25 protein-coding genes are annotated in these 25,419 nt (G+C 68.7%); 22 read left to right on the top strand and 3 right to left on the bottom strand.

Annotated features, from left to right (window positions below):
* Positions 1-293: 293 nt before the first annotated feature.
* Genes imuA through ACO1P8_RS13585 form a run of 3 tightly spaced genes read left to right on the top strand, consistent with a single transcriptional unit; the run spans position 294 to position 5,724 of the window.
* Positions 294-1,052, top strand: coding sequence for a translesion DNA synthesis-associated protein ImuA (imuA, locus tag ACO1P8_RS13595; protein WP_486296414.1), 759 nt, complete (start codon positions 294-296; stop codon positions 1,050-1,052).
* Positions 982-2,442 (top strand): Y-family DNA polymerase, encoded by a 1,461-nt coding sequence (locus ACO1P8_RS13590; protein ID WP_486296413.1) that lies wholly within the window; start codon positions 982-984, stop codon positions 2,440-2,442. The genes imuA and ACO1P8_RS13590 overlap by 71 nt, the downstream gene beginning before the upstream one ends.
* A gap of 30 nt (positions 2,443-2,472) precedes the next feature.
* Positions 2,473-5,724, top strand: coding sequence for an error-prone DNA polymerase (locus tag ACO1P8_RS13585; protein WP_486296427.1), 3,252 nt, complete (start codon positions 2,473-2,475; stop codon positions 5,722-5,724).
* A gap of 13 nt (positions 5,725-5,737) precedes the next feature.
* Here the strand turns inward: ACO1P8_RS13585 and ACO1P8_RS13580 are convergent, their stop codons facing one another.
* Complete coding sequence (locus tag ACO1P8_RS13580; RefSeq protein WP_486296412.1) at positions 5,738-7,060, bottom strand: tetratricopeptide repeat protein; 1,323 nt, start codon at positions 7,058-7,060, stop codon at positions 5,738-5,740.
* Between the two features lie 226 nt (positions 7,061-7,286).
* Here ACO1P8_RS13580 and ACO1P8_RS13575 point away from each other — a divergent pair, with 226 nt between their 5' ends.
* The gene (locus tag ACO1P8_RS13575) at positions 7,287-7,481 is read left to right on the top strand and encodes a hypothetical protein (RefSeq protein ID WP_486296411.1); all 195 of its coding nucleotides are present in this window, start codon (positions 7,287-7,289) and stop codon (positions 7,479-7,481) included.
* Between the two features lie 171 nt (positions 7,482-7,652).
* Here the strand turns inward: ACO1P8_RS13575 and ACO1P8_RS13570 are convergent, their stop codons facing one another.
* The gene (locus ACO1P8_RS13570) at positions 7,653-8,900 is read right to left on the bottom strand and encodes a D-amino acid dehydrogenase (RefSeq protein ID WP_486296410.1); all 1,248 of its coding nucleotides are present in this window, start codon (positions 8,898-8,900) and stop codon (positions 7,653-7,655) included.
* 246 nt (positions 8,901-9,146) lie between these two features.
* Between ACO1P8_RS13570 and ACO1P8_RS13565 the strand changes: the two genes are divergently transcribed.
* Positions 9,147-10,037, top strand: coding sequence for a LysR family transcriptional regulator (locus tag ACO1P8_RS13565; RefSeq protein WP_486296426.1), 891 nt, complete (start codon positions 9,147-9,149; stop codon positions 10,035-10,037).
* Here the strand turns inward: ACO1P8_RS13565 and ACO1P8_RS13560 are convergent, their stop codons facing one another.
* Complete coding sequence (locus ACO1P8_RS13560) at positions 10,038-10,754, bottom strand: 4'-phosphopantetheinyl transferase family protein (protein WP_486296409.1); 717 nt, start codon at positions 10,752-10,754, stop codon at positions 10,038-10,040.
* Between the two features lie 131 nt (positions 10,755-10,885).
* Here ACO1P8_RS13560 and ACO1P8_RS13555 point away from each other — a divergent pair, with 131 nt between their 5' ends.
* The 17 genes from ACO1P8_RS13555 to ACO1P8_RS13475 all read left to right on the top strand — a co-directional run.
* Positions 10,886-11,659: a beta-ketoacyl synthase chain length factor gene (locus ACO1P8_RS13555; protein ID WP_486296408.1), complete on the top strand. Its 774-nt coding sequence runs from the start codon at positions 10,886-10,888 to the stop codon at positions 11,657-11,659.
* The gene (locus ACO1P8_RS13550; protein WP_486296407.1) at positions 11,656-12,459 is read left to right on the top strand and encodes a lysophospholipid acyltransferase family protein; all 804 of its coding nucleotides are present in this window, start codon (positions 11,656-11,658) and stop codon (positions 12,457-12,459) included. The genes ACO1P8_RS13555 and ACO1P8_RS13550 overlap by 4 nt, the downstream gene beginning before the upstream one ends.
* Positions 12,440-12,700, top strand: a complete 261-nt coding sequence (locus tag ACO1P8_RS13545) for a phosphopantetheine-binding protein (RefSeq protein ID WP_094841500.1) — start codon at positions 12,440-12,442, stop codon at positions 12,698-12,700. The genes ACO1P8_RS13550 and ACO1P8_RS13545 overlap by 20 nt, the downstream gene beginning before the upstream one ends.
* Positions 12,701-12,718: 18 nt before the next feature.
* Positions 12,719-12,991, top strand: coding sequence for an acyl carrier protein (locus ACO1P8_RS13540; protein ID WP_094841499.1), 273 nt, complete (start codon positions 12,719-12,721; stop codon positions 12,989-12,991).
* A complete protein-coding gene (locus tag ACO1P8_RS13535; protein ID WP_486296406.1) occupies positions 12,988-13,626 on the top strand; it encodes a COG4648 family protein in 639 nt (212 codons plus the stop codon). The genes ACO1P8_RS13540 and ACO1P8_RS13535 overlap by 4 nt, the downstream gene beginning before the upstream one ends.
* Before the next feature lie 11 nt (positions 13,627-13,637).
* Positions 13,638-15,356: an ApeI family dehydratase gene (locus ACO1P8_RS13530; RefSeq protein ID WP_486296405.1), complete on the top strand. Its 1,719-nt coding sequence runs from the start codon at positions 13,638-13,640 to the stop codon at positions 15,354-15,356.
* Positions 15,353-16,108, top strand: coding sequence for a glycosyltransferase family 2 protein (locus ACO1P8_RS13525; RefSeq protein ID WP_486296404.1), 756 nt, complete (start codon positions 15,353-15,355; stop codon positions 16,106-16,108). Before ACO1P8_RS13530 ends, ACO1P8_RS13525 begins: the two co-directional genes overlap by 4 nt.
* Positions 16,105-17,034, top strand: coding sequence for a lysophospholipid acyltransferase family protein (locus ACO1P8_RS13520; protein ID WP_486296403.1), 930 nt, complete (start codon positions 16,105-16,107; stop codon positions 17,032-17,034). The genes ACO1P8_RS13525 and ACO1P8_RS13520 overlap by 4 nt, the downstream gene beginning before the upstream one ends.
* Positions 17,027-17,452 (top strand): acyl-CoA thioesterase, encoded by a 426-nt coding sequence (locus ACO1P8_RS13515; protein WP_486296402.1) that lies wholly within the window; start codon positions 17,027-17,029, stop codon positions 17,450-17,452. Before ACO1P8_RS13520 ends, ACO1P8_RS13515 begins: the two co-directional genes overlap by 8 nt.
* The gene (locus ACO1P8_RS13510; protein WP_486296401.1) at positions 17,449-18,069 is read left to right on the top strand and encodes a LolA family protein; all 621 of its coding nucleotides are present in this window, start codon (positions 17,449-17,451) and stop codon (positions 18,067-18,069) included. Before ACO1P8_RS13515 ends, ACO1P8_RS13510 begins: the two co-directional genes overlap by 4 nt.
* Positions 18,053-20,434, top strand: a complete 2,382-nt coding sequence (locus tag ACO1P8_RS13505; protein ID WP_486296400.1) for an MMPL family transporter — start codon at positions 18,053-18,055, stop codon at positions 20,432-20,434. The genes ACO1P8_RS13510 and ACO1P8_RS13505 overlap by 17 nt, the downstream gene beginning before the upstream one ends.
* 5 nt (positions 20,435-20,439) lie before the next feature.
* A complete protein-coding gene (locus ACO1P8_RS13500; RefSeq protein ID WP_486296399.1) occupies positions 20,440-21,726 on the top strand; it encodes an NAD(P)/FAD-dependent oxidoreductase in 1,287 nt (428 codons plus the stop codon).
* Positions 21,727-21,775: 49 nt separating this feature from the next.
* Complete coding sequence (locus ACO1P8_RS13495) at positions 21,776-22,336, top strand: DUF3261 domain-containing protein (RefSeq protein WP_486296398.1); 561 nt, start codon at positions 21,776-21,778, stop codon at positions 22,334-22,336.
* Entirely contained in the window at positions 22,333-23,532 is a 1,200-nt protein-coding gene (locus tag ACO1P8_RS13490) for a beta-ketoacyl-ACP synthase (RefSeq protein WP_486296397.1), read from the top strand. The genes ACO1P8_RS13495 and ACO1P8_RS13490 overlap by 4 nt, the downstream gene beginning before the upstream one ends.
* On the top strand, positions 23,529-24,047 hold the full coding sequence (locus ACO1P8_RS13485) for a hotdog family protein (protein ID WP_486296396.1): 519 nt from the start codon (positions 23,529-23,531) through the stop codon (positions 24,045-24,047). Before ACO1P8_RS13490 ends, ACO1P8_RS13485 begins: the two co-directional genes overlap by 4 nt.
* On the top strand, positions 24,044-24,811 hold the full coding sequence (gene fabG, locus ACO1P8_RS13480) for a 3-oxoacyl-ACP reductase FabG (RefSeq protein WP_486296395.1): 768 nt from the start codon (positions 24,044-24,046) through the stop codon (positions 24,809-24,811). Before ACO1P8_RS13485 ends, fabG begins: the two co-directional genes overlap by 4 nt.
* The coding region (locus ACO1P8_RS13475) for a beta-ketoacyl synthase N-terminal-like domain-containing protein (protein ID WP_486296394.1) at positions 24,811-25,419 on the top strand (609 nt) is incomplete at its 3' end. The genes fabG and ACO1P8_RS13475, both read left to right, overlap by 1 nt.

Below are 25,419 nucleotides of genomic sequence, written 5' to 3'. Positions count from 1 at the left end.
CCCTCCCATCACAGTGGGATGTCAGATGGAGGCGAAGCGTGGAAAGTTCAATCCTGAAGCCAATGGCGCGCCGCACTCGACTGTAAAACTTGCCACTGGCAGTGGACGGGAAGCAGCACCTCGAACCGTCGGAAAGGGCCATACCCGCGCCTGCTCTACCGTGGTGCGGCACTTGGTAACGGAAGCGATGCCGGATCGTTTTTACTGTATATTTGTACAGTGAAAATACAGCGCCCCGGCCCTATCCGCCAGGGCGTTTCCGCCTTTGTCCCGCCCCCATGTCCAGGCTTTCCATGCCGCCTCCCGAACAGATCCATCCCGCCTTATGGCGGGGGACGCAGCTCGCACGGGCGGGGCGCGCGGCGGTACCCACGGGGTACCCGGAGCTGGCGCGGGAACTTCCCGGCGGCGGCTGGCCTGCGGGCGCGTTGAACGAACTTTTGCTGCCACGCGCCGGGATAGGAGAAATGCGGCTGCTGCGGCCGGCGCTGCGGGGCCTGGGACAGGAAGGCAGCATCGTTCTGGTACAGCCGCCCTGCGTGCCGCATATCGCGGCATGGACCAGTTGGGGATTGGACCCCGCCCGGCTCCTGTGGGTGAATCCCGCCCGGCCGGCCGATGCGCTGTGGGCGGCGGAACAAGTCCTGAAGAACGGCGGCTGCGCCGCCCTGCTCTGCTGGCTGCCGCAGGCAAGGCCGGAATCCCTGCGCCGGCTGCATCTGGCGGCGCAGGCTGGCGCCACGCTGTTTTTCTGCCTGAGGCCGGCGCGCGCGGTGGCCCAGGCATCGCCGGCGCCGTTGCGGCTGGCCCTGGCGCCGGCCGGCGACGGACTTCGGGTGGATATCGTCAAGCGTCGCGGACCGGTATGCAGCCATTCCTTGTTCATCGCGCTGGAAGGATCTTCCCCGCCATCGCGCGAAACGCCACACCTCACACCGATCGATGCGCCGCATCCCGCGCACGATCTTGTCTCGAATACCCATGCAACTCTGGATCGCCATTCACCTGCCGAGGCTGGCGCTGGACGCCCTGCATCCGCCGTGGCCGCTTGACGCCACGGCATGCGCGGTGATCGAGCACGAATGCGTCATGACGTTGACGCCGGCCGCGGCTGCCCATGGCATCCGCCTGGGCATGCGACGCGCGGGCGCGAACGCGCTGGCGCCGCACGCCATCCTGCTGGATCGCGACGCCGCGGCCGAAAATACCGCGCGGGAAGGCGCCGCGCTGGCGCTGCTGCAATACACGCCGGACGTCGCACTGGGCACCCAGGGCAGTTTGCTGCTGAACGTGGGCGCCAGCCTGCGCGTATTCGGCGGGCCTCGCGCCTTGGCGCGCCGCGTCGCCCATACCCTGCGTACCCTGGGACTGCAGGCGCGCCTGGGCATGGCGCCCACAGCCGGCGGCGCCTGGCTGCTGGCGTGCCGCAACGATGCCGGGCCGCGCCATGCGCTGGTTGCGGCACGGCTGGCGCGACGCCTGGACGCGCTGCCTTGCGCTCTGCTGCCGCAAGCCCAGCCCCATCTGGAATGGCTGCATGGCATCGGTTGCCGGCACTTCGGCTTCCTGCGCCGCCTGCCCCGTGCCGGCTTGCAGCGCCGCTGCGGAACCGCGCTGTTGAAAGCCCTGGATGCCGCCTACGGCGACACGCCGCAGGCTTATGCATGGATATCCCCACCGCCTGCTTTCAAGCGCCGCTACGAATTGATCGAACGCATCGAGCATACCGATGCCGTGCTTGCGGTGGCACGCATCCTGGTGGAACAGATGAGCGGCTGGCTGGCTGCCCGGCAGCGTGCCGTACCCCGCTTGACCCTGGTGCTGGAACACGAACGCGGCCGCCATGCCCGGCCGCCCAGCCTGCTGGAATTGACCCTGGCCGAACCTGCCTGGCAGCCCGCTCACCTGCTGGGCCTGCTGCGCGAACGCCTGGGACGCATGACACTGCAGGCGCCGGTGATCGCGGTCGCGCTGGACGCGCCGCGGACGGTGCCGCAACCGGCGGCCAATACCGCGCTGTTTCCCGAACCCGCCCAAGTGGCGAGCGAGCGCGCTCGCTTGCTGGATATGCTGACCGCCCGCCTCGGCGCCGATCGGGTGCTGCGGCCCAGCCCCGCCGCGGATCATCGGCCCGAGCTCGCCAATCGCTGGAAGCCCGCGCAGGATGCAAGCGACGCACACGCGGCCGCGCCGGTGCTGGATCGCCCCTTCTGGCTGCTCGATCCGCCCCAGCCGCTGCAAGTGCGGCGCAACCGTCCCGTGCACGGCACGCCCCTGACACTGGTGCGCGGCCCCGAACGCATCGAAAGCGGCTGGTGGGACGAAGCTGCCGCGGTACGCGATTATTTCGTGGCGGAAGACGCGCACGCCGCCCGCTTCTGGATCTACCGCGAACGCGGCATGACCGATGCACGCTGGTATCTGCACGGGCTGTACGCCTGAACCGCCATGCACGCGCCCGATGACGATCCGATGCCAGACGAATACGGCAACGCGCCGGTACCCGGCATCCCGCGGCATACGCTTCCCGCCTATGCCGAACTGGGCTGCATGACCAACTTCACCTTCCTGCGTGGCGCGTCGCACGCGGAAGAACTGGTCAGCCGCGCCGCCGAGCTGGGCTACGCCGCCCTGGCCATCACCGACGAATGCTCGGTGGCGGGCGTGGTGCGCGCGCATACCGAAGCCAAGGCGCACAAGCTGCCCTTGATCATCGGCAGCTATTTCGAGCTCGCCGGCCACGCCGAACCCGTGCGCCTGATCCTGCTGGCGCAAACCCGCGAAGGCTACGGCAACCTGTGCGAACTGATTACGCTGGCGCGCACCGGCGCGAGCAAAAAAGGTTCGTACCATCTGGCCGCCTCCCATCTGGAACACCCGCCGGCGAATTCCCCGCATCTGGCCGGCCTGCCCGAATGCCTGGCCATCCTGGCGCCGGCGCACGGCATCGCCGCCGATCGCCTGGCAGACCAGGCGCGCTGGCTGGCGCGCGTCTTTCCCGGCCGGGCATGGATCGGCCTGACGCTCAGGCACCAATCCCGCGACGACCTGCATCGCGATGCCGTGGAAAGCGCAGCCCAATCCTGCGGATTGCCCATCGCCGCGCTGGGGCTGGCCGAAATGCATGTGCGCTCGCGCAAGCCCCTGCATGACACGCTGACGGCCATCCGCCTGGGCAAGCCGGTCGGCGAATGCGGCTATGCGCTGGCCGCCAATGCCGAACGCCATTTGCGTTCGCGCCTGCAACTGGCCCGGCTCCATGGCGCGGAGGCCCTGCGCCAGACGCTGGAGATCGCACGCCGCTGCACCTTCAACCTGGACGAACTGCGCTACGAATATCCGGACGAAATCGTGCCGGCCGGCGCCACGCCCGCTTCGTACCTGCGCGCCGAAACCTATGCCGGTGCGCGCCGCCGCTTCGGCGAACGCACGCCGGATATCGTCGTCGAACAGATCGAAAAGGAACTGGCGCTGATCCAGGACCTGCGCTACGAAGCCTACTTCCTGACGGTCTACGACATCGTCAAGTTCGCCCGTACCAAGGGCATCCTGTGCCAGGGACGGGGCTCTGCCGCCAATTCCGCGGTGTGCTACTGCCTGGGCATCACAGAGGTCGACCCGGCGCGCGGCAACTCGCTGTTCGAACGCTTCATCAGCAAGGAACGCAACGAGCCGCCCGATATCGACGTCGACTTCGAACACCAGCGGCGCGAAGAGGTCATCCAGTACATCTACGAAAAATACGGGCGCGCGCGCGCCGCGCTGACGGCCGTGGTCATTACCTACCGCCCCCGCAGCGTGCTGCGCGACACCGGCAAGGCCCTGGGCGTGGACCCGGCCATCGTCGACGCGGTCGCCAAGGCGCACCAGTGGTGGGACGATCGCGCGGAATTGCTGCGCGGCTTCCAGGGCTGCGGGCTGGACCCCGAATCCGTCGTGGCCAGGCAGTGGGCGGCGCTGGCCACGCTGCTGATGGGATTCCCGCGGCATCTGTCGCAGCATCCGGGGGGCTTTGTCATGTCGCGCGGAAAACTGTCGCGGCTGGTGCCCATCGAAAACGCCGCGATGGAAGGCCGCAGCGTGGTGCAATGGGACAAGGACGACCTGGACGCCATGCGCCTGCTCAAGGTGGATGTGCTGGCCCTGGGCATGCTTTCGGTGATCCGCCGCGCACTGGAGCTGGTATCGCTGCGGCGCGGCCTGCCATTCGCCATGCAGGATATTCCGCCGGACGACGAGCCCACCTACGAGATGATTTGCGAGGCCGATACGATAGGCGTGTTCCAGATCGAATCGCGTGCCCAGATGACCATGCTGCCGCGCCTGCGCCCGCGCGAATACTACGACCTGGTGGTGGAGGTGGCCATCGTGCGGCCCGGCCCCATCCAGGGGGGCATGGTGCATCCCTACCTGCGACGGCGCCAGGGCATGGAGCCTGTCACCTATCCCAGCGATAAAGTGCGCACGGTGCTGGAACGCACCATGGGTGTCCCCATCTTCCAGGAGCAGGTCATGCAGATCGCCATGGTGGCGGCGGGCTTCACGGGCGGGGAAGCCGATGAGCTGCGCCGCTCGATGGCGGCCTGGCGGCGCAAGGGCGGCGTGGACAAGTTCCACGCCAAGCTGGTCGGCGGCATGCTGGCGCATGGCTATACCAAGGAGTTCGCCGAGGCCATCTTCCGGCAGGTCGAGGGGTTCGGGGAGTACGGTTTTCCGGAAAGCCATGCCGCCAGCTTCGCCCTGCTGGCCTATGCCAGTTCCTGGCTCAAGCGCCACGAACCGGAAGCCTTCCTGGCGGCCCTGCTGAATTCGCAACCCATGGGGTTCTATGCGCCGGCCCAACTGATCCAGGATGCGCGCCGCCACGGCGTGCGGGTGCTGCCGGTGGACGTTCGCGCCAGCGATTGGGACAGCCGCCTGGACTTCGGCCACGAGGGCGGCGCTGCCCATGAAGATCCTGGCGGACATGGCGCGGCGGACCGCCATGCCGGCCATCGGGGCGGGCCGGACGCACGTCCCGCGGTGCGGCTGGGCATGAGCCTGGTCAAGGGCATGTCCGAAGCGGCCGCCGGGCGCATCGCCGCCGCGCGCGCGCAGCAGCCCTTCGCGGACACGGGGGACCTGGCGCGACGCGCCGACCTCAGCCGCCACGATCTGGACGCGCTGGCCGCGGCCGATGCCCTGCTCAACCTGGCCGGCCACCGCCGCCAGGCGCGCTGGGAAGCCGCCGCCGGCCCCCCGGCCAAAGGGCTGCTACGCGATGCCGCCATCGTGGAAGCCCGGATGCCCGACCTGCCCATGCCGACCGAAGGACAAACCATCGCCGACGATTACCGTTCGCTGCACTTCACCCTGCATCGCCATCCGCTGGCCTTGCTGCGCGGCAAGCTCCAGGCGCGCCGGTTCGAAACGGCCGAGACCCTGAACGGCTATCCCGATAAGCGCCTGGCGCGCGCCTGCGGCCTGGTGACGGTGCGGCAGCGGCCCGGCACCGCCAACGGCACGATCTTCGTTTCCATCGAGGATGAAACCGGCGCGGTCAACGTCGTGGTGCGGCCCGAACTGATCGAACGCCAGCGCCAGGAATTGCTGTCCTCCACGCTGCTGGGCGTATACGGCGTTTGGCAGAACGTCAACAAGGTGCGCCATTTGATCGCGCACCGCCTGGTCGACCTGACGCCGCTGTTGGGAGGCCTATCGGTCGGCAGCCGGAATTTCCATTGAAAACCGGCAACGCCTACAACGCCGCCGCGCGCGCCGCCAGGCGCTGGTTGCCCACGCTGGCCGGCTTCAATGCCAGACGTTCGGCGGCCAGCACCTTGGCCAGACCGCGCGCGCCTTCGCGCAGCGCGCCCTCCACCAGCGTCAGCCCCAGCACATCGCGCTGCGCGTGGCTGCCTCCGAAACGATGCGCGATCAGCCGCACATCGCGCAGCAGCGCGATGGCGCGGTCATAGTCCTCGCGCACGAAAGCCACCAGCGCATGCGCCACGGGCAAGCCGACATCGCGCGTCATCATGGCATTGGTGCCCGAGCCGGCGGGCGCTTCTTTCATGGTTTCAATCAGCGCCTGGGCTGCCGCGCCGTCGCCGGCGCCCAGATACGCCATCAGGGCATGCACGTCGTTGAAGGCGTAATAGCCGGCGCCGCCGTGCGCCTGCCAGGCATCGGCAAGCTCCCGCCAGCGCCGCCCGACGTCCACGCCGCGCAACCATAAGCGCCATAACATGGCGGACCCATCGATCAAATCCAGCACCTGCCCCGAGGACTCCTCGCGTATCCGCCGGTCATACAGCGCGAGCACCCGGTCCATCTGGTCATGGTCCAGCTGGAACAACGCCAGGTGCCACCAGTTGTGCACGGCCAGCATATTCCCGGCGGCCCAATCGTCGCGACGGCCATCCAGCCACGCGATGCCCTCCTCGACCCGGCCTTGCATTTCCATCACATGGGCCACGGCATGGACAGCCCAGGGATCGCGCCGGTTCATGTCGAGCGCGCGGCGCCCTTGCGCTTCGGCCTCGTCATAGAGATTGGTTTCCTCCAGCCCGAAGGCATACATGCCCAGCACGTATCCGAAGTCCGGCATATGGGTATCCCAGGCCGGCAGGATGCCGGCGACGCGATCGCGCAGCATGACGGACCGGCCAAGGAGAAAATCGCCGATGTGGCCGACCTGCAGCGCCAGCGTGTCGCGGGGGTGGTCCAGCAGGATATCGGCGTAGCGTGCCAGCGACTCCTCCAACCGGCCATCCAGCCACGCGCGCGCCGCCGCCGTGTGCCTGCGTTCGCGTTCGTTCGCGGCAGCATGCAGGCTTTCGGCCGCCTGGACGCTGTCGCGCAACATGGATTCCACGCATTGATCGCTGGCAGTGATGAGCATGCCGGCGCGCAGCGCATGGCCCATGACGAACTCGGGATCGCGCGCCAGAACGGCGTCGATGACACCCAAGGGGTCGCCGTAATAGCCGTGAAATAACGATTGCGCCGTCTCGTAGCCTTCCAGCGTGTCGCGGTCGCGGGTGGAAACGGGATTGCCCCGTATGTCGGTCAGCGCCATGGCGATCCCCCTGGCACGCATCGCCTGCCCCCGGAATCGATGGGCGGGTCTTTTTCCCGATCTGACTACGATCGCACGTCCGCGGCAATGCGTGAAAACCTTGTGCCATCCGACGGCCGGACTAAGCAACCGAGGCACAGCATTTGCTGCGCAGATCCCGCGGATCCGGTCCGCATTCCCCCGCCCGTCCGTCTCGGTTGGGGGCCATCATGCAAAGGAGCCAGCAATGAAGCAGCAATCCAACCAGCCGAACCAGCAAAACCAACAAGGCCAGCGCCAGCAGTCGCAACAAGGCCAGCAGGGACAACAGCACAACCAGAACCCGCAACGTTCCCAACAACAACAGCAAGAGAACCGCTCCGGCCAGCAGCAGGGGCAGCAGCACCCCAGCCGCAGCTCGGGGTCCGACCAGAAACGCTAATCCGTCCGCATGGCGGGAGGGCAGCATCCAGGCGCGCCCTCCCGCAACTCGTTAGGGTCGCGCACGGCCGGCCGGGTGGGCATCCCCACCCGGCCGGCCGTGTCCCTATCTGCGTGCGGATATCCCTTCAGCGTTACTTGCTGCCGCTGCGGCGCGACACTCCCTGCCGCATTAGCCCGGCAAAAAGGGACGCGGTTCTATCGGTGCCTGAATCCCGGCCATCTGCGCTGTCAGCAGCGCGGCGCTGCCACAGGCCAGCGTGAATCCCAGCGCTCCCTGGCCCAGGTTCATCCACAGGTTGCAGGCCGAGCGGCTGGGGCCGATCCACGGCTTGCCCGACGGCATGGCCGGACGCACACCCGCCCAGGATTGGGCGTCTTGCAGGCGCAGCGCCGGGAAGGTGTCGGCGGCCTGGCGCTTGAGCAATGCGACACGCCGCTCGTCGATACCGGCGTCGCCGCCGATATCCACCATGGCGGCCATGCGCAATACCGAACCGATGGGCGCGTACACGATGCGCCTTTCGTAGTCCGTCACGCTGATCGCGGGACCGGCGGCCTCATCGCCGTTCATCGGCACGCTCAGGCTATAGCCCTTCAGGCCGTAGAGCGGCACGTCCTGGCCCAGCGGCCGCAGCAGCGCGCGGCTGCCCATTCCCGCCGCCACCACATAGGCGTCCGCTTCGATGTCGCCCGCGGGGGTGCGGGCGGCGACAATGCGCGCGCCCTCGCGCCGCAGGGCCGACACCGGCGTACTCATCAGGACACGGACGTTGGACTGGTGCAAGAGACGGCCGAACAGCCCTTCGGTGAAGCGCAGGCAATCGCCCACCTCTTCGCCCGGCGTATAGACGGCGCCGGCCAGGTGCGAGCGCATGCCGGCCAGCGCGGGCTCCATCTCCACGGTCTGCGTGGCGTTCAGCACCTGCTGGTCGGCGCCATGGCTGGCCTGATAGTCCACCAGGGCGCGGGCCTTTTCCAGCAGCGCGCCGCTGCGATAGACGATTAGCTTGCCGTTGCGCAAATGGCTGAAAGACAGGGGCTCCTGCTCGAGCAGCGCGTGGAGGACATCGCGGCTGAGATACGACAGCGTCAGCATCTCGGCCGTGACGCGGCGTGACACCGAGGCACGGCATGCCAGCGCAAACTGCACGCACCACTTCCATTGATGAGGATCCAGCCGGGGACGGAAGCGCAGGGGTGAATCGTCGCGCAGCAACCACGCGGGGACACTGGGCAGCACGCCCGGCCCCGCAAGGGGCGCCACATAGCTGTAGCTGAGCTGCCCGCCATTGGCGTAGCTGGTTTCTTCCCCCGGACTGTCCCGCCCATCCACCAGAGTTACGTCGTAGCCCTGCCGCGCTAGAAAATAGGCGGAGGTCACGCCGACCACCCCCGCACCGATCACGCATACGCGCATGGCACCACCCTGAAGTCGTTCACAGGCGAAATTCTGGGCACCCGCCGCCAGCCGGGCAAATACCAAAGCAGCCAGAATACATAACCTTTGGCTATGGCTGGTTCCACACTCTCGTTACCTCCGGCCAGTCACGCGATGCGAGGCCCTGAATAACCACTATAAATGCGGTGCACGCGATGTTACATCGTGCATAAGGCCCAGATCCGATATAACCTTTTGCTATCCAACCCCGCGCGACCCCACACCATGCGCCTGCGCCATATCGAACTCTTCGAAGCCATCCGGGCCACAGGCTCCCTGAGCCGCGCCGCCCAGGCCCTGCATATCTCCCAGCCGGCCGCCAGCAAAATGCTGGCGCACGCCGAAGCGCAGGTGGGGTTCCGGTTGTTCGAGCGGGTGAAAGGCCGGCTGCGCGCCACCCGCGAAGCCGACATCCTGGCGCCGGATATCGCGCGCCTGTCGCGCGACCTGGAAAGCGTGCGCAAGCTGGCCGCCAACCTGCGCCACCATCCCCGCGGCCACCTGCGCATAGGCTGCGCCCCCAGCCTGGGATTGGGCGTGGTACCGCGCGCGGCGGGCATCAGCCGCGCCCGCCAGCCGGATATCACCTTCAGCCTGCAGACGCACCATACCGGCGAGCTTATCGCCGGCCTGCTGGCCCGGGAGATCGATATGGCCGTCACCTACGAGCCGCCAGCGCACCCGGGCATCGCGCGTATCGATCTGGATCGGTCCGAGATGGTCTACGTCAGCCGCGAACCGGGAAGCCAGCCCGTCCCGCTGGCCAGTGTCCGCCCCGATAACCTGATCGCGATGGATCCGCGCGACCCCTTGGGCAGCCTGCTGCAGACCGCGCTGGCCGAGCATGGCGTCGGCATGAGCACGGCATTGCAGGTGCAGACGCACTATATGGCGTGCGCCATGGTGGAAGCCGGCTGCGGTGACGCCATCGTGGACGCCTACAGCGCCCACGGCATCTCGCGCCCGGGCCTGTCGATCCGCCGCCTGGATCCGCCGGTGCATTTTCATATCGGCGCGCTGGTGCACGCGGACGATCCGATGTCGGCGCTGCATCACGGCTTCGTCCACTGCCTGCGGCTGGCTTGCGCGGAAGTGGCCCAGGCCCTGACGCCTTGATCAGGGCCACTGCCCGGCGGGCACGATGCGCGGCGACGCAGCCCCGCGCGCGTCTCGCCAGGCAGGAATGACGGCGCCGTCGGCGCGATCGCGGCAATGGTCCGCGCCCGGCGCCGGCAGCCAGACGGCCGAAACCGACCATGCGTCGTCCACCACCGCCGACCATGCGTGCCAGCCGGGGGCCGGTGCGCGCAGGCGCCAGCCCTGCCAGGGCGAGCTGGCGCGCGGCAAGCCGCAAGACGTTTCCCCCGGCGCCAGCCCTATCGACCGCATATCCGCCGGGAAATCCAGGTTCGCGGCCTTGATGAAGGATTCCTTCAAGGTCCACAGCTGATAGAAGGCGCGCAGGCGCCCGGCGGCGCTGCCGCACGCCGCCAGCGCCGCGCGTTCTTCTTCGGTGCAACACCACTGCGCCACGCCGTCGGTGTCGCGCGGGCGCACGGCCTCCAGGTCCACCCCGAGATGCCAGCCGGACGGCGCCGTGCCGACGACGGCATAGCCGCGGGAATGACTGAGGGACAGCGCGGGGCTGGCGTCCGCCGGCCAGTCCGACCGCACCTGCTGCAATAATGCCCGGCTGACCCGCCAGTCCTGCTCGGCCCGCGGCGAACGGGCATGGCCGGCGCGCCGCCTGTCGGCCGCATGCAACATGTCGGCGCGATACCGGCCGGCCAGTTCGGGGCCGCCCCACCACAGCGTCAAGGCGGCGGTCATCATCGAGTCCCTGGGCGCATTCTTACAACCCGCTGAAAAAACGTTGGATCCAGACCGGTTCCGGTCGCGATCCGGGTGCGAAACAATAACAACAAACCCCCTATCGGCTGCGGTGGACCGGTACACTTCCGCGCATGTTCAACTTTGAAATATCCGCATGGCGCGCCTGGGCGCCGGGCTTAGAGGACCTTCCCGCCTGGGAAACATGGGCACGCAGACCATACTGCCCCGCCGTCGCCGCCGCGTCCCCCGACGTGGGCTTCCTGCCGCCGCTGCAACGCCGCCGCCTCAGCCCGCTGGCGCGGATGGCCGTCGCCTGTGCCTGGCCGCTGGCGGATAGCCGCCCCGCCATGCCGGTCGTCTACGCCTCGCATCATGGCGAAACCTCGCGCAGCTTCGAGCTGCTGCAAAGCCTGGCGCGCGACGAGGCGCTGTCACCGACATCCTTCAGCCTCTCCGTGCACAATGCCACGGCCGGCATGTGGTCGATCCTGCGCAAGGAAACCGTCGAATCCGTCGCGCTAGCGGCAACGGGCGACGGGCTGGAAAGCGCGATCGCGGAAGCCTGCCTGCTGCTGGACGCGGGGCACGGCGACGCCCTCGTCATTCTGGCTGAAGAAGCGCCGCCCGCGGTCTATCGGCCATGGATCGACGATGTCCCGTTTTCCTACGCGCTGGCGCTCAGGCTTACCCGCGGCGGTGCGTACGAACTGTCCCTGCGCGAGGATGCCGGCGATACAGGCGCTGCCCCCGGCGCGGCCGATAGCGCCGGCGATGCCGTTGCGGCGCCGGATGGCCCGCGGCGCTGGCCCCATCCGCTGAACCTGTTGCGTCACCTGGTGCTGGGCACGCCGCAGTGGCTTCATCCCGCCCGCGCGGCACACTGGCAATGGCGGCGCGCATCATGAACACCGTACCCGCCCGCGCCGACCGCCAGGATGCGTGGTTATTGCGCCTGATCGCCACGGCCGTGGCATTCGCCCTCTTCGGCCTGGGCGGCCTGTTCCTGCGGCTGGTCGTCTTTCCCGCGCAGCGCCTGTGGCTGATGAACCCGACGCAACGCCGCCGCCGATCGCGTGCCGTCATCAACTGGACGTTCCACCGCTTCGTGCGGCTGATGGTCCGCATGGGCATCCTGACCTACGAGTTCCGCGGCGTCGAACGACTGGGGCGGCCGCACCAGATGATCGTGGCCAACCACCCGTCCCTGCTGGACGTCGTCTTCCTGATCGCGCATGTGCGCGATGCAAACTGCGTGGTCAAGCACAGCCTGGTGAAGAACCCCTTCACCGCCGGGCCCATCCGGAATGCCGGCTACATCACCAACGACGAAAGCCTGGACATGCTGGAACGCGCGGCGCAGGTCCTGCGCGAAGGCCAGACGCTGATCGTCTTCCCCGAAGGCACCCGCACGCCGGTCGATGCGCCGCCGCGGTTCCACCGCGGCGCCTGCGCCATCGCCGTCCGGGGCGCGCGGGTCGTCACGCCGGTGGTCATCACCATGAATACGCGCAGCCTTACCAAAGGCGAACCCTGGTACCGCATCCCCCATCGCCGCATGCATTACGTCTTCGAGGTGGGCGACGACATCGATCCCCGCCAATGGACCGAGCGGCATCCCGCGCCCATCGCCGGCCGGCGCATGAACGATCATCTACATCACTATTTCAGAATGGAGCTAGGGCTGGATGGAACAGTTGGAAAGTGAAATCAAGCAACTCATCATCGATGCGCTAGGCCTGGAGGACATCGCGCCCGAAGATATTGCCAGCGATGCGGACCTTTTCGGCGACGGGCTGGGGCTGGACTCCGTCGACGCGCTGGAACTCGGCCTTGCCTTGCAGAAGCGCTACGGCATCGCCATCGATCCTGAAACGCGTAATATGCGCGACCACTTCGCCACCGTCACCAATCTGAGCAAATTTGTATCCGCCCAGCGGGTCGCCTGAGCAACTGGAGCTAGTGTTATGCAAACCCGGGAAGACATCTTCAGCGTCCTGCGCGAAGCCCTGGTGGAATTGTTCGAGATTCCGGCGGATCGCGTCGTACCCGCCGCGCACCTGTACACCGACCTGGAAATCGACAGCATCGACGCCATCGACCTGCTCGACCACATCAAGCGCGAAACCGGATACAAGCTGGCGGCGGAAAACTTCCGCACGGTGCGCACGGTACAGGACGTGGTCGACGCCGTGTGGGAACAGCAACAGCAACTGCAGCAGCGGGAATCGGCCGCATGACGCGGGCCGTCCTCGCGATCGCCCTACTGCTGGCCGGCGTGGCCTATCCCTTCGTGGCGCATGCAAGCCTGGAAAACGGCACGGCACGATGGATACTGCTGCCGCTGGCGGGATTGTGGCTGGCGCGCGCGCTGGTCGACAGAAAGCGGGCGGCGGGGGGATGGATGCTGCCGGCGATCGTGGTGGCGTTCTGCGCCTTTATCGCGTGGTCGGATGACGCGCGCTGGCTGCGCGGCTATCCGGTCCTGGTCAACGGTGCGATGCTGGCGGTATTCGCGTCCAGCCTGTGGCGCGGCATGCCCGTCGTCGAACGTTTCGCGCGGCTGCGCCATCCCGATCTGCCGCCGCGCGCGGTCGCGTATACCCGCCGGGTCACGCAAGTCTGGGCGGGCTTTTTCGCGATCAATGGACTGGTGTCCGCGGCGCTATCGCTGTGGGCGCCCTGGCATTGGTGGACGCTGTACAACGGCGTCATCAGCTACGTCCTGATCGGCGCGCTGATGGCCGGAGAATGGCTGGTGCGCCCGTCGCCCGGCAAACCGGCCGGGGAAGAACAGGCATCCGCCGGACACGCGCAGCGCGCGGCCCCGGCATCCGGCGTCGGCGAACGCGCGCTGGCGCGCGACGGCGGTTGAAAGAGCGCGCCATGGCCTGGATGGACCTTGCCGGACTGCTGGCGGGCGAACGCCCGGATGTGCGCTACGCACACGACCCCATGATGTCGCACGACGATTTCGTGCGCGATGCGCTGTCGGTTGCGGGGGCGCTGCGCGCGCGCCGCGTGCGCCATGCCGGCCTGTGGTTCGAAGACGCGGCCCTGCTGGCGGTGGCGCTGTTCGCCTGCTGGCGCGCCGGCATCGTCGCCGTCCTTGCCGGCGATGCGCGGCCGGCCTCCTGCGCTGCGATCGACCGCGACGTGGACCTCTGGCTGAGCGACCAGCCGGCCCTGCCCGTCCCGCACGGCCGCCACCATACGCTGGCCGGCCTGGCTGGCAGCGCGCCGCCGCTGGCGCCATGCAGACTGGACCCGCGCAACGGCGGCGTCGTTCTGTGCACGTCCGGCTCCAGCGGACAGCCCAAGCGCATCCGCAAACAGTGGACGCAGCTCATCGCCGAAATCACTGCCCTCGAAAACGTGTGGGCGTGGTCGGCGTCGCCCGCCTGCGTGCTGGGCAGCGTCAGCCCGCAACACATGTACGGCCTGCCTTTTCGCGTGCTGTGGCCGCTGGCTTCGGGCCGTTCGATCGGCCGTCGACAGCTTGCCTTTCCCGAAGCCTTGCAGCAGGCCAGCCTGGCGCACGGTACTTTCGCATGGATCGCCAGCCCGGCACTGCTCAAGCGCCTGGGTACGCAGTTGGACTGGGATGCGCTGGCCGGCGGCATCGCGCAGATTTTTTCCGCGGGCGGCCCGCTGCCCGGCACGGTGTCGGATCTGCTGGACCGCCGGCTCGGCTGCCGCCCGACGGAAATCTACGGCAGTTCGGAAACCGGCGCGGTTGCATGGCGACGCGGCGACGGTCCTTGGACGCCCCTGCCGGACGCCGCCGCCGGCGTGCAGGATGGCGCGCTGTGGGTGCGGTCCGCGTGGCTGGAAAGCGGCGACCGCTTCCAGACGGCCGATGCCGCGACGCTGGATGGCCCGGGTTTCCGCCTGCAAGGGCGGCTGGACCGCATCGTCAAGGTCGAGGAAAAGCGCATCGCGCTGCCCGGTCTGGAAGAGCGGTTGATGGAACACCCCCATGTCCGCGAAGCGCGCCTGGGCATGGCCGGCATGCCGCGCCTGACCGCGCTGGTGGCACTGGCGCCGTCCGGCATCCACGCGCTGCGCAACCAGGGCCGCAAGGCCGTCATCGACACGTTGCGCGCCCATATGGCGGCCACGGTTGAACCGCTGGGCGTGCCGCGGCACTGGCGTCTGATGCGCGAGTTGCCCTGGAACGCCCAGGGCAAGCTGCCGCAGGACAGCTTCGCGGCGGCGACGACGCGGCCCCGCGCGCCGGTCGCGCGATTGCACTCGGCGACCGAATCCGACGACGGCGTGCGCGAATTGCGCCTGGGCATGGAAGTCCCGCTGGATCTCGTGCATTTCAACGGCCATTTCGCCGGCATGCCGGTCGTGCCCGGTGTGGCGCAGATCGAATGGGCCATGGACCTCGCGCGCCGCCACCTGGACGCGCGGCTCGGCTTTCACGGCATGGAGGCCCTGAAATTCCAGCGGCTGACACGGCCCGGCGATGCGCTGGACCTGACGCTGACCTGGCATCCCACGCGGGCCAAGCTGTACTTCGAGTACCGCTCCGACGGCCAGCCCTGCTCGTCCGGCCGCATCCTGGCCGCAGCCGCCGCGGCGGAGACCGCACCATGACGACGCACCGTCTCTGCGCCGTCATTCCCGTCTACAACCACGGCGACACCGTCGGCGACGTGGTCGAACGCGTCCTGGCCCATGGCATTCCTTGCATCCTGGTGGATGACGGATCGGCGCCGCCGTGCGCCCAACGCCTGGATGCCCTGGCAGCATCGGGCCGCGCCACGCTGGTGCGCCGGCCGCGCAACGGCGGCAAGGGCCGCGCCGTGCAGGACGGCCTGCGCCACGCCGCCGGCCTGGGCTACACGCATGCATTGCAGGTCGATGCCGATGGCCAGCATGCGCTGGACGACCTCCCCGCGATGGCGCGGGCTTCCCGCGCCCATCCTGCCGCACTGGTGGGCGGTGCCCCGGCCTATGGCGCGGACGCACCGCGCAGCCGGCTGTACGGGCGCTGGCTGACGCGCCTGTGGGTGTGGATCAACACGCTGTCCACGGACATTCCGGATGCCATGTGCGGCTTTCGCGTGTACCCGCTGGCGCCCGTCCTGGCCCTGCTGGAACGCCGGGATCCCGGCGATCGCATGGATTTCGATATCGCCGTACTGGTCCTGCTGCATTGGCGCGGCGTGCCCATGATATGGTGCCCGACGCGGGTCATCTACCCGGCCGGCGGCGTGTCGCACTTCCAGGGCCTGCGCGACAATGCGCGTATCAGCGCCATGCACGCACGCCTATTTTTCGGCATGCTGCCGCGCGCGCCCGGCCTGATCGCCCGCAAGTTCAGAAAGCAAAAGACCCGAGCATGACGCATCCCCCGCCAACCCGCCATTGGGCCGCCCAGCGCGAACGCGGCGCCCCCTTCCTGATGCGCCTGACGGCGCGGGCGGCGCGCGTGTTCGGCCGCGGCGCCATGCGGCCGGTGGTGGCGATGATCGTGTTCTATTTCTACTGCTTCAGTCCACGCGCGCGCCGCAGTATCGCCGAATACCAGCAGCGCCTGCGCCGTGCCGGCGCCGCGCACGCGCTGCCGGCACGGCGCCCGGTCTACGGCCAGTTCCGGGCCTTCGCGGACGCCATCCTGGACAAGCTCGATGTATGGCAGGGCCGCCTGACCGCCCGCGACGTCGTCATTCAGGACCCGCATGACCTGCACGCGCAGATGCGCGCGGGCCGGGGGCAAATCCTGGTCGGCTCGCACCTGGGCAATCTGGAAGTCTGCCGCGCGCTGGTGGAGCGCGGCGGCCAATTGACGCTGAATGTGCTGGTACATACGCGCCACGCCGAGGCGTTCAACCAACTGCTGGCCCAGGCCGGCGCCAGCCGCTTGCGCATGATCCAGGTCACCGAACTCGATGCCGCCATCATGCTGCAATTGAACGACCGCATCGAACGCGGCGAATGGCTGGCCATCGCGGGCGACCGCGTGCCGGTGCGGGGCGGGCGCGTCGTCGACGTCGATTTCCTAGGCACGCCGGCCGCCTTCCCGCAAGGGCCCTGGCTGCTGGCGGCCCTGCTCAAATGTCCAGCCAACGTGCTGTTCTGCACCAAGATCGACGGCCGCTACCGCATCGCGCTGGAACGCCTGGCCGATCGCGTCGAGCTGCCGCGCGGGCGGCGCGAGGAAGGCGTGCGCCAATGGGCGCAGCGCTATGCCGACCGCCTGGCGCGGGAATGCGGCGATGCGCCGCAGCAGTGGTTCAATTTCTATCCGTTCTGGAGCCGTCATGCGTAAACGCGGTGTATTCGCCGTCGAAACCGCCGTGACGGTCCCCTTCTTCGATGTGGACTCGATGAACGTGGTGTGGCACGGCCACTACGTGAAGTACCTGGAACAGGCGCGCTGCGAACTGCTGGACGCGCTCGGCTACGGGTATGACGCCATGCTCGCCTCCGGCTACGCATGGCCCGTCATCGACCTGCAATTACGCTATATGAACCCCGCCGTATTCGGCCAGCGCGTGATCGTGCGCGCCGAACTGGTGGAGTGGGAGAATCGCTTGAAGATCCATTATCTGATTACCGATGCCGGCAGCGGTACGCGCCTGACCCGGGGCAGTTCCGTGCAGGTGGCCGTGCGCATGGACAACCGCGAGATGCAGTTGGTGTCGCCGCCCGCGCTGCAGGACGCCGTGCGCAAGGTGCTGGCATGACGGCGCAGCGCCAAGGATGGATCCGCCGCATCGCCGCCGCCGTGCTGCTGGCCGCGAGCGCCGCGCCGGCGTGGGCCTTCGACCTGAACGATCTGCAGACCCAATTGCGCGAAGCGCCCGTGGTACGCGGCCACTTCGTCCAACAGAAGTTCCTGCGCTCGCTGCCGCAGCCCTTGACGAGCACCGGGCTGTTCACCCTGTCCGCGCAGGATGGCTTGCTGTGGGAGCTGCGCTCACCGCTGCACCAGGACCTGCTGCTGACTTCCAGCGCCATCTTCCGGCGCGACGACGGCGGCAAATGGCAGGCCTTGCCGCAAGCCGTGGGCGCCGGCCGCGAGACCCGCATGTTCCTGACGGTGCTGAGCGGCGATACGCGCTCGCTGCAGGACAACTTCGATATTTCGCTGAGTGGCTCGGCCGGCGACTGGCAATTGGTCATGACGCCCAAGGCGGCGCTGCTCAAGCAGATCTTCACCGATATCCGCATTTCCGGCGGCAAACTGGTCCAGCGCATCGAATTGCGGGAAACCCAGGGCGACAAGACCGTCATGGAAATGAAGAACACGCGAGCCGACACCAAGCTGGACGATGATGAGCGCCGTGATTTCGAGTCCTGACCGCCGCATGGCGCGGGAACGGCGCCTGACTCTCCTGTTCCGCATCGCGCTGGCCCTGGTGATCTGCCTGGGGCTATGGGAATGCCGGCACGGCTGGCCAGTGTCGTCCAGCCTGCTGGACCTGGTTCCCGCCGCGCAGGGCGACGCGCTGCGGCAGCGCGCGGACGACCGCATACAGGAACCCCTGCAACGCCAGGTGATCGCCCTGGTCAGTGCCGACGACCGCGAACGCGCCGTCGAGCTGGCGCGCGGGATGGGCCATGTGTGGCGGCACAGCGGCCTGTTCGCCGACGTTCAGGTAGACGTCGATGTCGACGTCGATGGCGTGCGCAAGCAATTGCTCTCGCAGCCCCTGGCCCTGCTGCCACCGCGCGCCCGCGACACGCTGATCCGCGACCCGGCATCCTATGCCGCGCGGCGGGTGCGCGAACTGGCCAACCCGTTTTCGTCGACCGGCCTGGTGCCCGCCGACGATGATCTGCTCGGTCTGTCGCATGCCGCCGAACGCGCGCTGCGCACCCCGGGCGCGGCGCAGCTGGACCTGGCCAGCGGCACACTCATCGTCCATGACGGCACCAGGGACTGGGTACTGGTGCGCGCGCAGACCAGCGGCGACGCCTTCGACGGCGCATCGCCAGGCCAGGTGGCGCGCCTGGTCGACGAAACGCGGGCCTCGGTCGTCAAGGATGGCGGCCGCATGCTGGTGGCGGGCGGCCCGCTGTACGCCGCGGAGGGCCGCGCGCGCGCTGCAGGTGAAAGCGGCTGGATCAGCGCCATGGCCGTGCTGGGCATTATCGCGCTGCTGCTGCTGACCATGCGCGGCTGGCGTTCGCTGCTGGCTTTCGTGCCGGTGGCCGTGGGCCTGCTGTGCGGCGCGGTGGCTTGCGTCGCGCTGTTCGGCACCATCCATATCCTGACGCTGGTGGTCGGCGCCAGCCTGATCGGCATCGCCATCGATTTCCCGATGCATCTGCTGGCCAAGCGGTACGGCATGCCCGATTGGCAGGCATGGCCCGCCCTGCATCGCGTGCTGCCGGGGTTGACCATCAGCCTCGCGGTGACGATGGTCGGTTATCTGGCGCTGGTCTTCACGCCCTTCCCGGCGCTGACCCAGACGGCCGTCTTTTCCGCCGCGGGCCTGTTCGGCGCCTATGCCTGCACGGTGTGCGAACTGCCGAACTGGCTGCGCGGCTGGCAGCCGCGGCCCTTCACGCCCCTGCAGGGGCTGGCGCAGGGCCTGCTGCGCCGGCTGGCGCTGTGGAGCGGCCGGCGGCCCACGCTCCCCTGGCTGGCGGCGGGCATCGCGCTGGTGTCGATCGCTGGCATCTCGCACCTGCGCGTGCAGGACGATTTGCGCCAATGGCTGGCGCTGCCCGCCCCGCTGCTGCAACAGGCGCAGCAGATCGGCCGCATCACCGGTATCCAGCCCACCAGCCAGTACTACCTGGTGCGCGCCGCCGATGCCAACGCGTTATGGGAACGCCAGAACGCGCTGGACAGCCGCCTGGACGCCCTGGTCAAGGCCAAGGCACTGGACAGCTATCTTTCCCTGAACCAGCTGGTCGCGCCCGAAGGTGCGCAGCGCGCCCTGCTGGACGCCCTGCGCGACCCCAACTGGCGCGCCCGGCTGGTGCCGTCTTTCGAAGCGGTCGGCATCCCCGCCCAGGCCGTCATCCAGCAGGTCGATGCCCTGGCGGCGCAGGAACCCGTCACCGTGGAACAGGTGCTGCACGGTCCGCTGGGACAAAGCCGGCGCATGCTGTGGCTGGGACAGGATCATGGCCAGGTGGCCGCGATGGTGGTGTTGCAGGGCCTGCATGACCCGGCGGCGGCCCAGGCCGCCGCGCAAGGGCTGGAGGGCGTGTCCTTCGTCGACCGCAGCGGACAGTTGAATGAAACGTTCACGCAGACCCGCATCCGCGCCGCGGAATTGAAGCTGCTGTCGTACGTGGCGGCCGGCGCCCTGCTGTGGCTGACCCTGGGCCGCTCGGCGACCTGGCGCCTGCTGGCCGTGCCGCTGACCGCGACGGCATGCACGCTGGCCACCCTGGGCCTGCTCGGACAACCGCTGACGCTGTTCAGCCTGTTCGGCCTGCTGCTGGTATCGGCCATCGGGCTGGACTACGCCATCGTCATGTACGAACGCGTGGCAGGCGCCGCGGCCAGCTTCGTCGGCATCGTACTGGCTGCCGCCACGACCGTCCTTTCCTTCGGATTGCTGGCCTTCAGCAGCACGCCGGCGATCTCCAACTTCGGCATGTCCGTCGGCATCGGCGTGGCCTTCTGCGTGCTATGGGCGCCGTGGGTCCGTCCTGCCGGCGACGCCATGCCGCCCGTTTCCACTTATCCCATCAAAAAGACATAAACGACGTGGAAGAGCACGAAGTCGTCGTCATCGGAGCCGGCCCCGCCGGCGCGGTCGCCGCCGGCCTGCTGCGGCGGCACGGCCACGATGTCCTGGTATTGGAGCGACAGCGCTTCCCGCGCTTTTCCATCGGTGAAAGCCTGCTGGCGCATTGCATCGAATTCATCGAAGAGGCCGGCATGCTGCCGGCCGTGCAGGCGGCGGGTTTCCAGGAAAAGAACGGCGCGGCCTTCGCCTGGGGCGAGCGCTACACGGCATTCGATTTCCGCGACAAATTCTCGCCCGGTCCCGGCACGACCTTCCAGGTGCTGCGCTCGCGCTTCGACCAGATCCTGGCGGACGAAGCCGCGCGCCAGGGCGCGCAAGTGCGCTACGAGCAGGAAGTCGTGGCGGCGGATTTTTCCGGCGAACGGCCCCTGCTGTCGGTGCGCGCAGCCGGCGCGCAGGATGCGCCGGTGCGCAGGATCGCCGCACGGTTCGTACTGGACGCCAGCGGCTACGGCCGGGTCCTGGCGCGGCTGCTGGATCTCGAACGGCCCAGCGGCCTGCCGCCGCGCAAGGCCCTGTTCACGCATATCGAGGACCGTGTCGACGACCCTGGCTTCGACCGCGGGAAGATCCTGATCAGCGTGCATCCGGACCATCCCGACGTGTGGTTCTGGACCATTCCGTTTTCCGGCGGGCGCTGCTCCCTGGGCGTGGTGGGCGGCGACGACCTGATCGGCGATACGCCGGACCGCATGGCCCGGCTGCGTGAACTGGTCGAGGGCACGCCCAACCTGAAGCGCTTGCTGGCGCGTGCCGTCTGGGATACACCGGCGAATGCGATAGGCGGCTATTCGGCCAGCGTCACCACACTGCACGGCCCGGGCTTTGCCTTGCTGGGCAACGCGGCGGAATTCCTGGATCCGGTGTTTTCGTCGGGCGTCACCATCGCACTGCACTCGTCCAAGCTCGCCGCCGACGCCCTGCACCGCCAGTTGGGCGGTGCCACGGTGGACTGGCAGCGCGAATTCGCCGCCCCCCTGATGGCCGGCGTCGAAACGTTCCGCACCTATGTCGAAGGCTGGTATACCGGGGCCTTCCGCGACGTCGTCTTCTACGAGCGCGCGCAGCCGGACATCCGGCGCATGATTTCCTCCATCCTGGCCGGCTATGCCTGGGACAGGAACAACCCCTTCGTCGCCGAACACGCCCGACGTTTGCGCACGCTGGCTGAAATCTGCGCCATGCCCGGTCCGTCCGCCGGCAACGCCGCCCGCGCCGCGCATAGCCTGGAACCCACGGCCTGAGTCCGACACCACGCCCCGACCTCGACCCGTTTTGCCTTTCCGCTTTCCCATGACGTATTCTCCCTTGCCCATCCGCCGCCGCCTGCTCGCCGCTCTTCCCCTCCTGGGTGCGCTGTGGCTGGGCGGTTGCGCGGGCGTACCGCCGACACCCGTCGCCCAGGCGGACCTGGGGCTGCCGCGACGCGTCCACATCAGCCTGCAGGCTCCTGGCCAGCCAAGGCAGGACGCGCTGCTCGTCGTACAGTCCGAAGGACCCGATGCCACGCGCTGGTCGATGTTCGATCCGCTGGGGATGCCCATGGCGCGGCAGATCCTGCAGGACGGCAGATGGCGCAACGACGGATTCATGCGTCCGAACGCCCAGGCCAGCGACATGTTCTCCGCCATCCTGTTCGCCTGGACACCCGCGCCGTCCCTGTCCTCCGCGTATGCCGGCAAGGATTGGTACCAGGGCGCCACCGCGAACGGCGGACGCGAGCGCGTGATGAACCAGGATTGCAATGTGCGCTGGCGGGTCCTCTGGCAGCCCGGCGCCCCCGCGGACACCTTCGCCATCGCGACGGGCGGCGGCACGACCTGGCGTGTCGAACCGCTGAAGGAGTCGCCATGACCGCGTGGCTGGGCACGCCCGGTATCGTCTGCGCACTGGGCCGCGGCATCGATGCCGTCGCGGCGGCGGCGCTGCGCGCGGACACGGCGGGCATGCAGGCGCGCGAAGGCTGGGTCAAGGACCGGCGCATCGTGCTGGGCGTCGCGCAGGCCGAGCTGCCCGCCTTGCCGGGCGGGCTGCCGCGGCACTACGACAGCCGCAACAACCGCTTGCTGCTGGACGCCGCATTGCAGATCGAAAGCGCCCTGCGCGCGGCCGTCGAAGGCTATGGACGGCTGCGGGTCGGCATCGTGCTGGGCACGAGCACGTCCGGCGTGAACGAGAACGTGCACGCCTATCGCGCGCTGGAACAGGACGGCGCGTGGCCGGCCGATTACGATTACCGCCGCCAGGCCCTGGCCTCTCCGGCCGCCTTCCTGGCCGATTGGCTGGGCGTGGCGGGACCGGCCTACACGGTGTCCACCGCCTGCACCTCCGGCGCGCGCGCCCTGCTGACCGCCCGTCGCCTGCTGGCGCGAGGCGCCTGCGACGCCGTGATCTGCGGCGGCGTGGATACCCTGTGCCCGCTCACGATCAACGGTTTCGCCGCACTGGAAGCCTTGTCCCACGGACTGTGCAATCCCTTTTCCGCGCATCGCGACGGCATCAACATCGGCGAAGGCGCCGCCCTGTTCCTGATGCAGCGCGAACGCCCCGAAGGTCCGGCCGCTGTCCTGCTGGGCGGCGCGGGCAGCAGCGACGCGTGGCATATGTCGGCGCCCGATCCCACCGGCGCCGGCGCGGCGCAGGCCATGCGCGCGGCGCTTGCCGAGGCCGGGCTGTCCGCTGCCGACATCGGCTGGCTGAACCTGCACGGTACGGCCACGCAGCACAACGATGCGATGGAAAGCCACGCGGTAAGCGCCGTATTCCCGCAAGGGGTCTCCTGCGCGTCCACCAAGCCCCTGACCGGCCACACCCTGGCCGCGGCGGGCGCCATCGAGGCCGCGCTGTGCTGGGCCGTGATCGCCGACGCCTGCCTGGCCGGCCGCCTGCCGCCACAGCGGTGGGACGGCGCGGCCGATCCCGCCCTGCCGCCGCTGGACCTGACGACACCCGGCCGCTGCCTGTCCGCCGACGCGCCGCGCGCGGTCATGAGCAACTCCTTTGCCTTCGGCGGCAGCAATGCCAGCCTGGTTTTCGGGGCCTGCCCATGACGGCCTGCCCCTGGCCCGTGGCAGGCCTGCTGCCCCACTCCGGCGACGCCATCCTGATCGATACGGTGGACGACTGGGACGCCGAATCGCTGCGCGCCACCGCGGTCGTCAAGCCGGGCGGCCTGTACAACGGCCCCGACGGTAGCCTGCCGCCCTGGATAGGTCTGGAAATCATGGCGCAGGCCGTCGGCGCCTGGGCGGGCTGCCAGGCACGCCACCAGGAACAGGAGGTCGGTCTCGGCTTCCTGCTGGGCACGCGGCGCTACGAATGCCACGTGCCCTATTTCGCCGCCGGTACCCGCTTGTCCGTGCGCGTCGCGCAGTCGCTGCAGGACGCCGCCGGCATGGGCGTCTTCGAATGCGAACTGCGTGCCGGCGACGCACTGCTCGCCTTCGCCCGGCTGAACGTCTACCGCCCCGCCGATGCCACCGCGTTCACGCGCGAGGACCCGCCCGCCGATGCCGCCGGGTTCGACCAAACCACCGATATGAAGACCCACCAGGTCTCGCCATGACAGAAGCCGAACACATGCAAGCCGCGAACGCCTCCTCCTCCCTGCCGGTCCTCGTGACCGGCTCCAGCCGGGGCATCGGCCGCGCCATCGCCTTGATGCTGGCGCGCGAAGGCTACACGCCCGTCATCCATTGCCGCGCGCGGCGCGAAGAGGCCGATGCCGTATGCGACGCCGCGCGGGCGCTGGGCCGAGCCGCCCGCGTCCTGCAATTCGACGTCCGCGACCGCGCCGCCGCGGCCGCGGCATTGAACGCCGACATGGAAGCCAACGGCGCCTACTACGGCGTGGTGTTGAACGCCGGCCTGACGCGCGACGGCGCCTTCCCGGCGCTGAGCGGCGACGACTGGGACGACGTGCTGCGCACCAATCTGGACGGCTTCTACAACGTCATGCATCCCGTGGTCATGCCCATGATCCGCCGCCGCGCCCCGGGCCGTATCGTCTGCCTGACCTCCGTGTCCGGGGTGATAGGCAACCGCGGCCAGGTCAACTACAGCGCGTCGAAGGCCGGCCTGATCGGCGCCGCCAAGGCGCTGGCCGTGGAGCTGGCCAAACGGCGCATCACCGTCAATTGCGTGGCACCGGGCCTGATCGATACCGACATGGTCGACGGCGATGTCCCCGTAGAGGAAATCCTGAAGTCCGTTCCCGCCGCGCGCATGGGCATGCCCGACGAGGTCGCCGCCGCGGTGGCCTTCCTGCTGTCGCCAGGGGCCGCCTACATTACCCGACAGGTATTGGGCGTGAACGGAGGACTGTGCTGATGAAACGCGTCGTCGTCACCGGCATGGCCGGCATCTGCGCGCTGGGCCGGGACTGGGCCACCATACGCGCGGGCTTCGAAAGGCGCCGCAACGCGATCCAGTACATGCCGGAATGGGAACGCTACGCCGAAATGGGCACGCGGCTGGCCGGGCCCGTGCACGATTTCGCGCCGCCGGCGCACTGGACTCGCAAGCAATTGCGCAGCATGGGGCGGGTATCGCAGCTATCCGTGCGCAGCGCGGAAATGGCGCTGGCCGACGCCGGCCTGCTGGACGATCCCGATATCGCCGACGGCCGCATGGGCGTGGCCTGCGGCTCGTCCACGGGCAGCACGGCCGACGTCATGGCCTTCGGCAACATGCTGTTGAACGGCGTCAGCGACGACCTCAACGCCAACTCCTATGTGCGCATGATGCCGCACACCACGGCCGCCAACATCGGCATCTTCTTCGGACTGAAGGGCCGCATCATTCCCACGTCCAGCGCCTGCACGTCGGGCAGCCAGGGTGTGGGCTCGGCCTTCGAGGCGATCCGCAGCGGCAAGCAGGTGGCGATGATCGCCGGCGGCGCCGAGCAGCTGGATGCGACGGCCGCGGCCGTGTTCGAC

It is taken from the genome of Bordetella sp., assembly GCF_057362025.1.
This window is presented reverse-complemented; position numbering and strand designations above follow the sequence as displayed.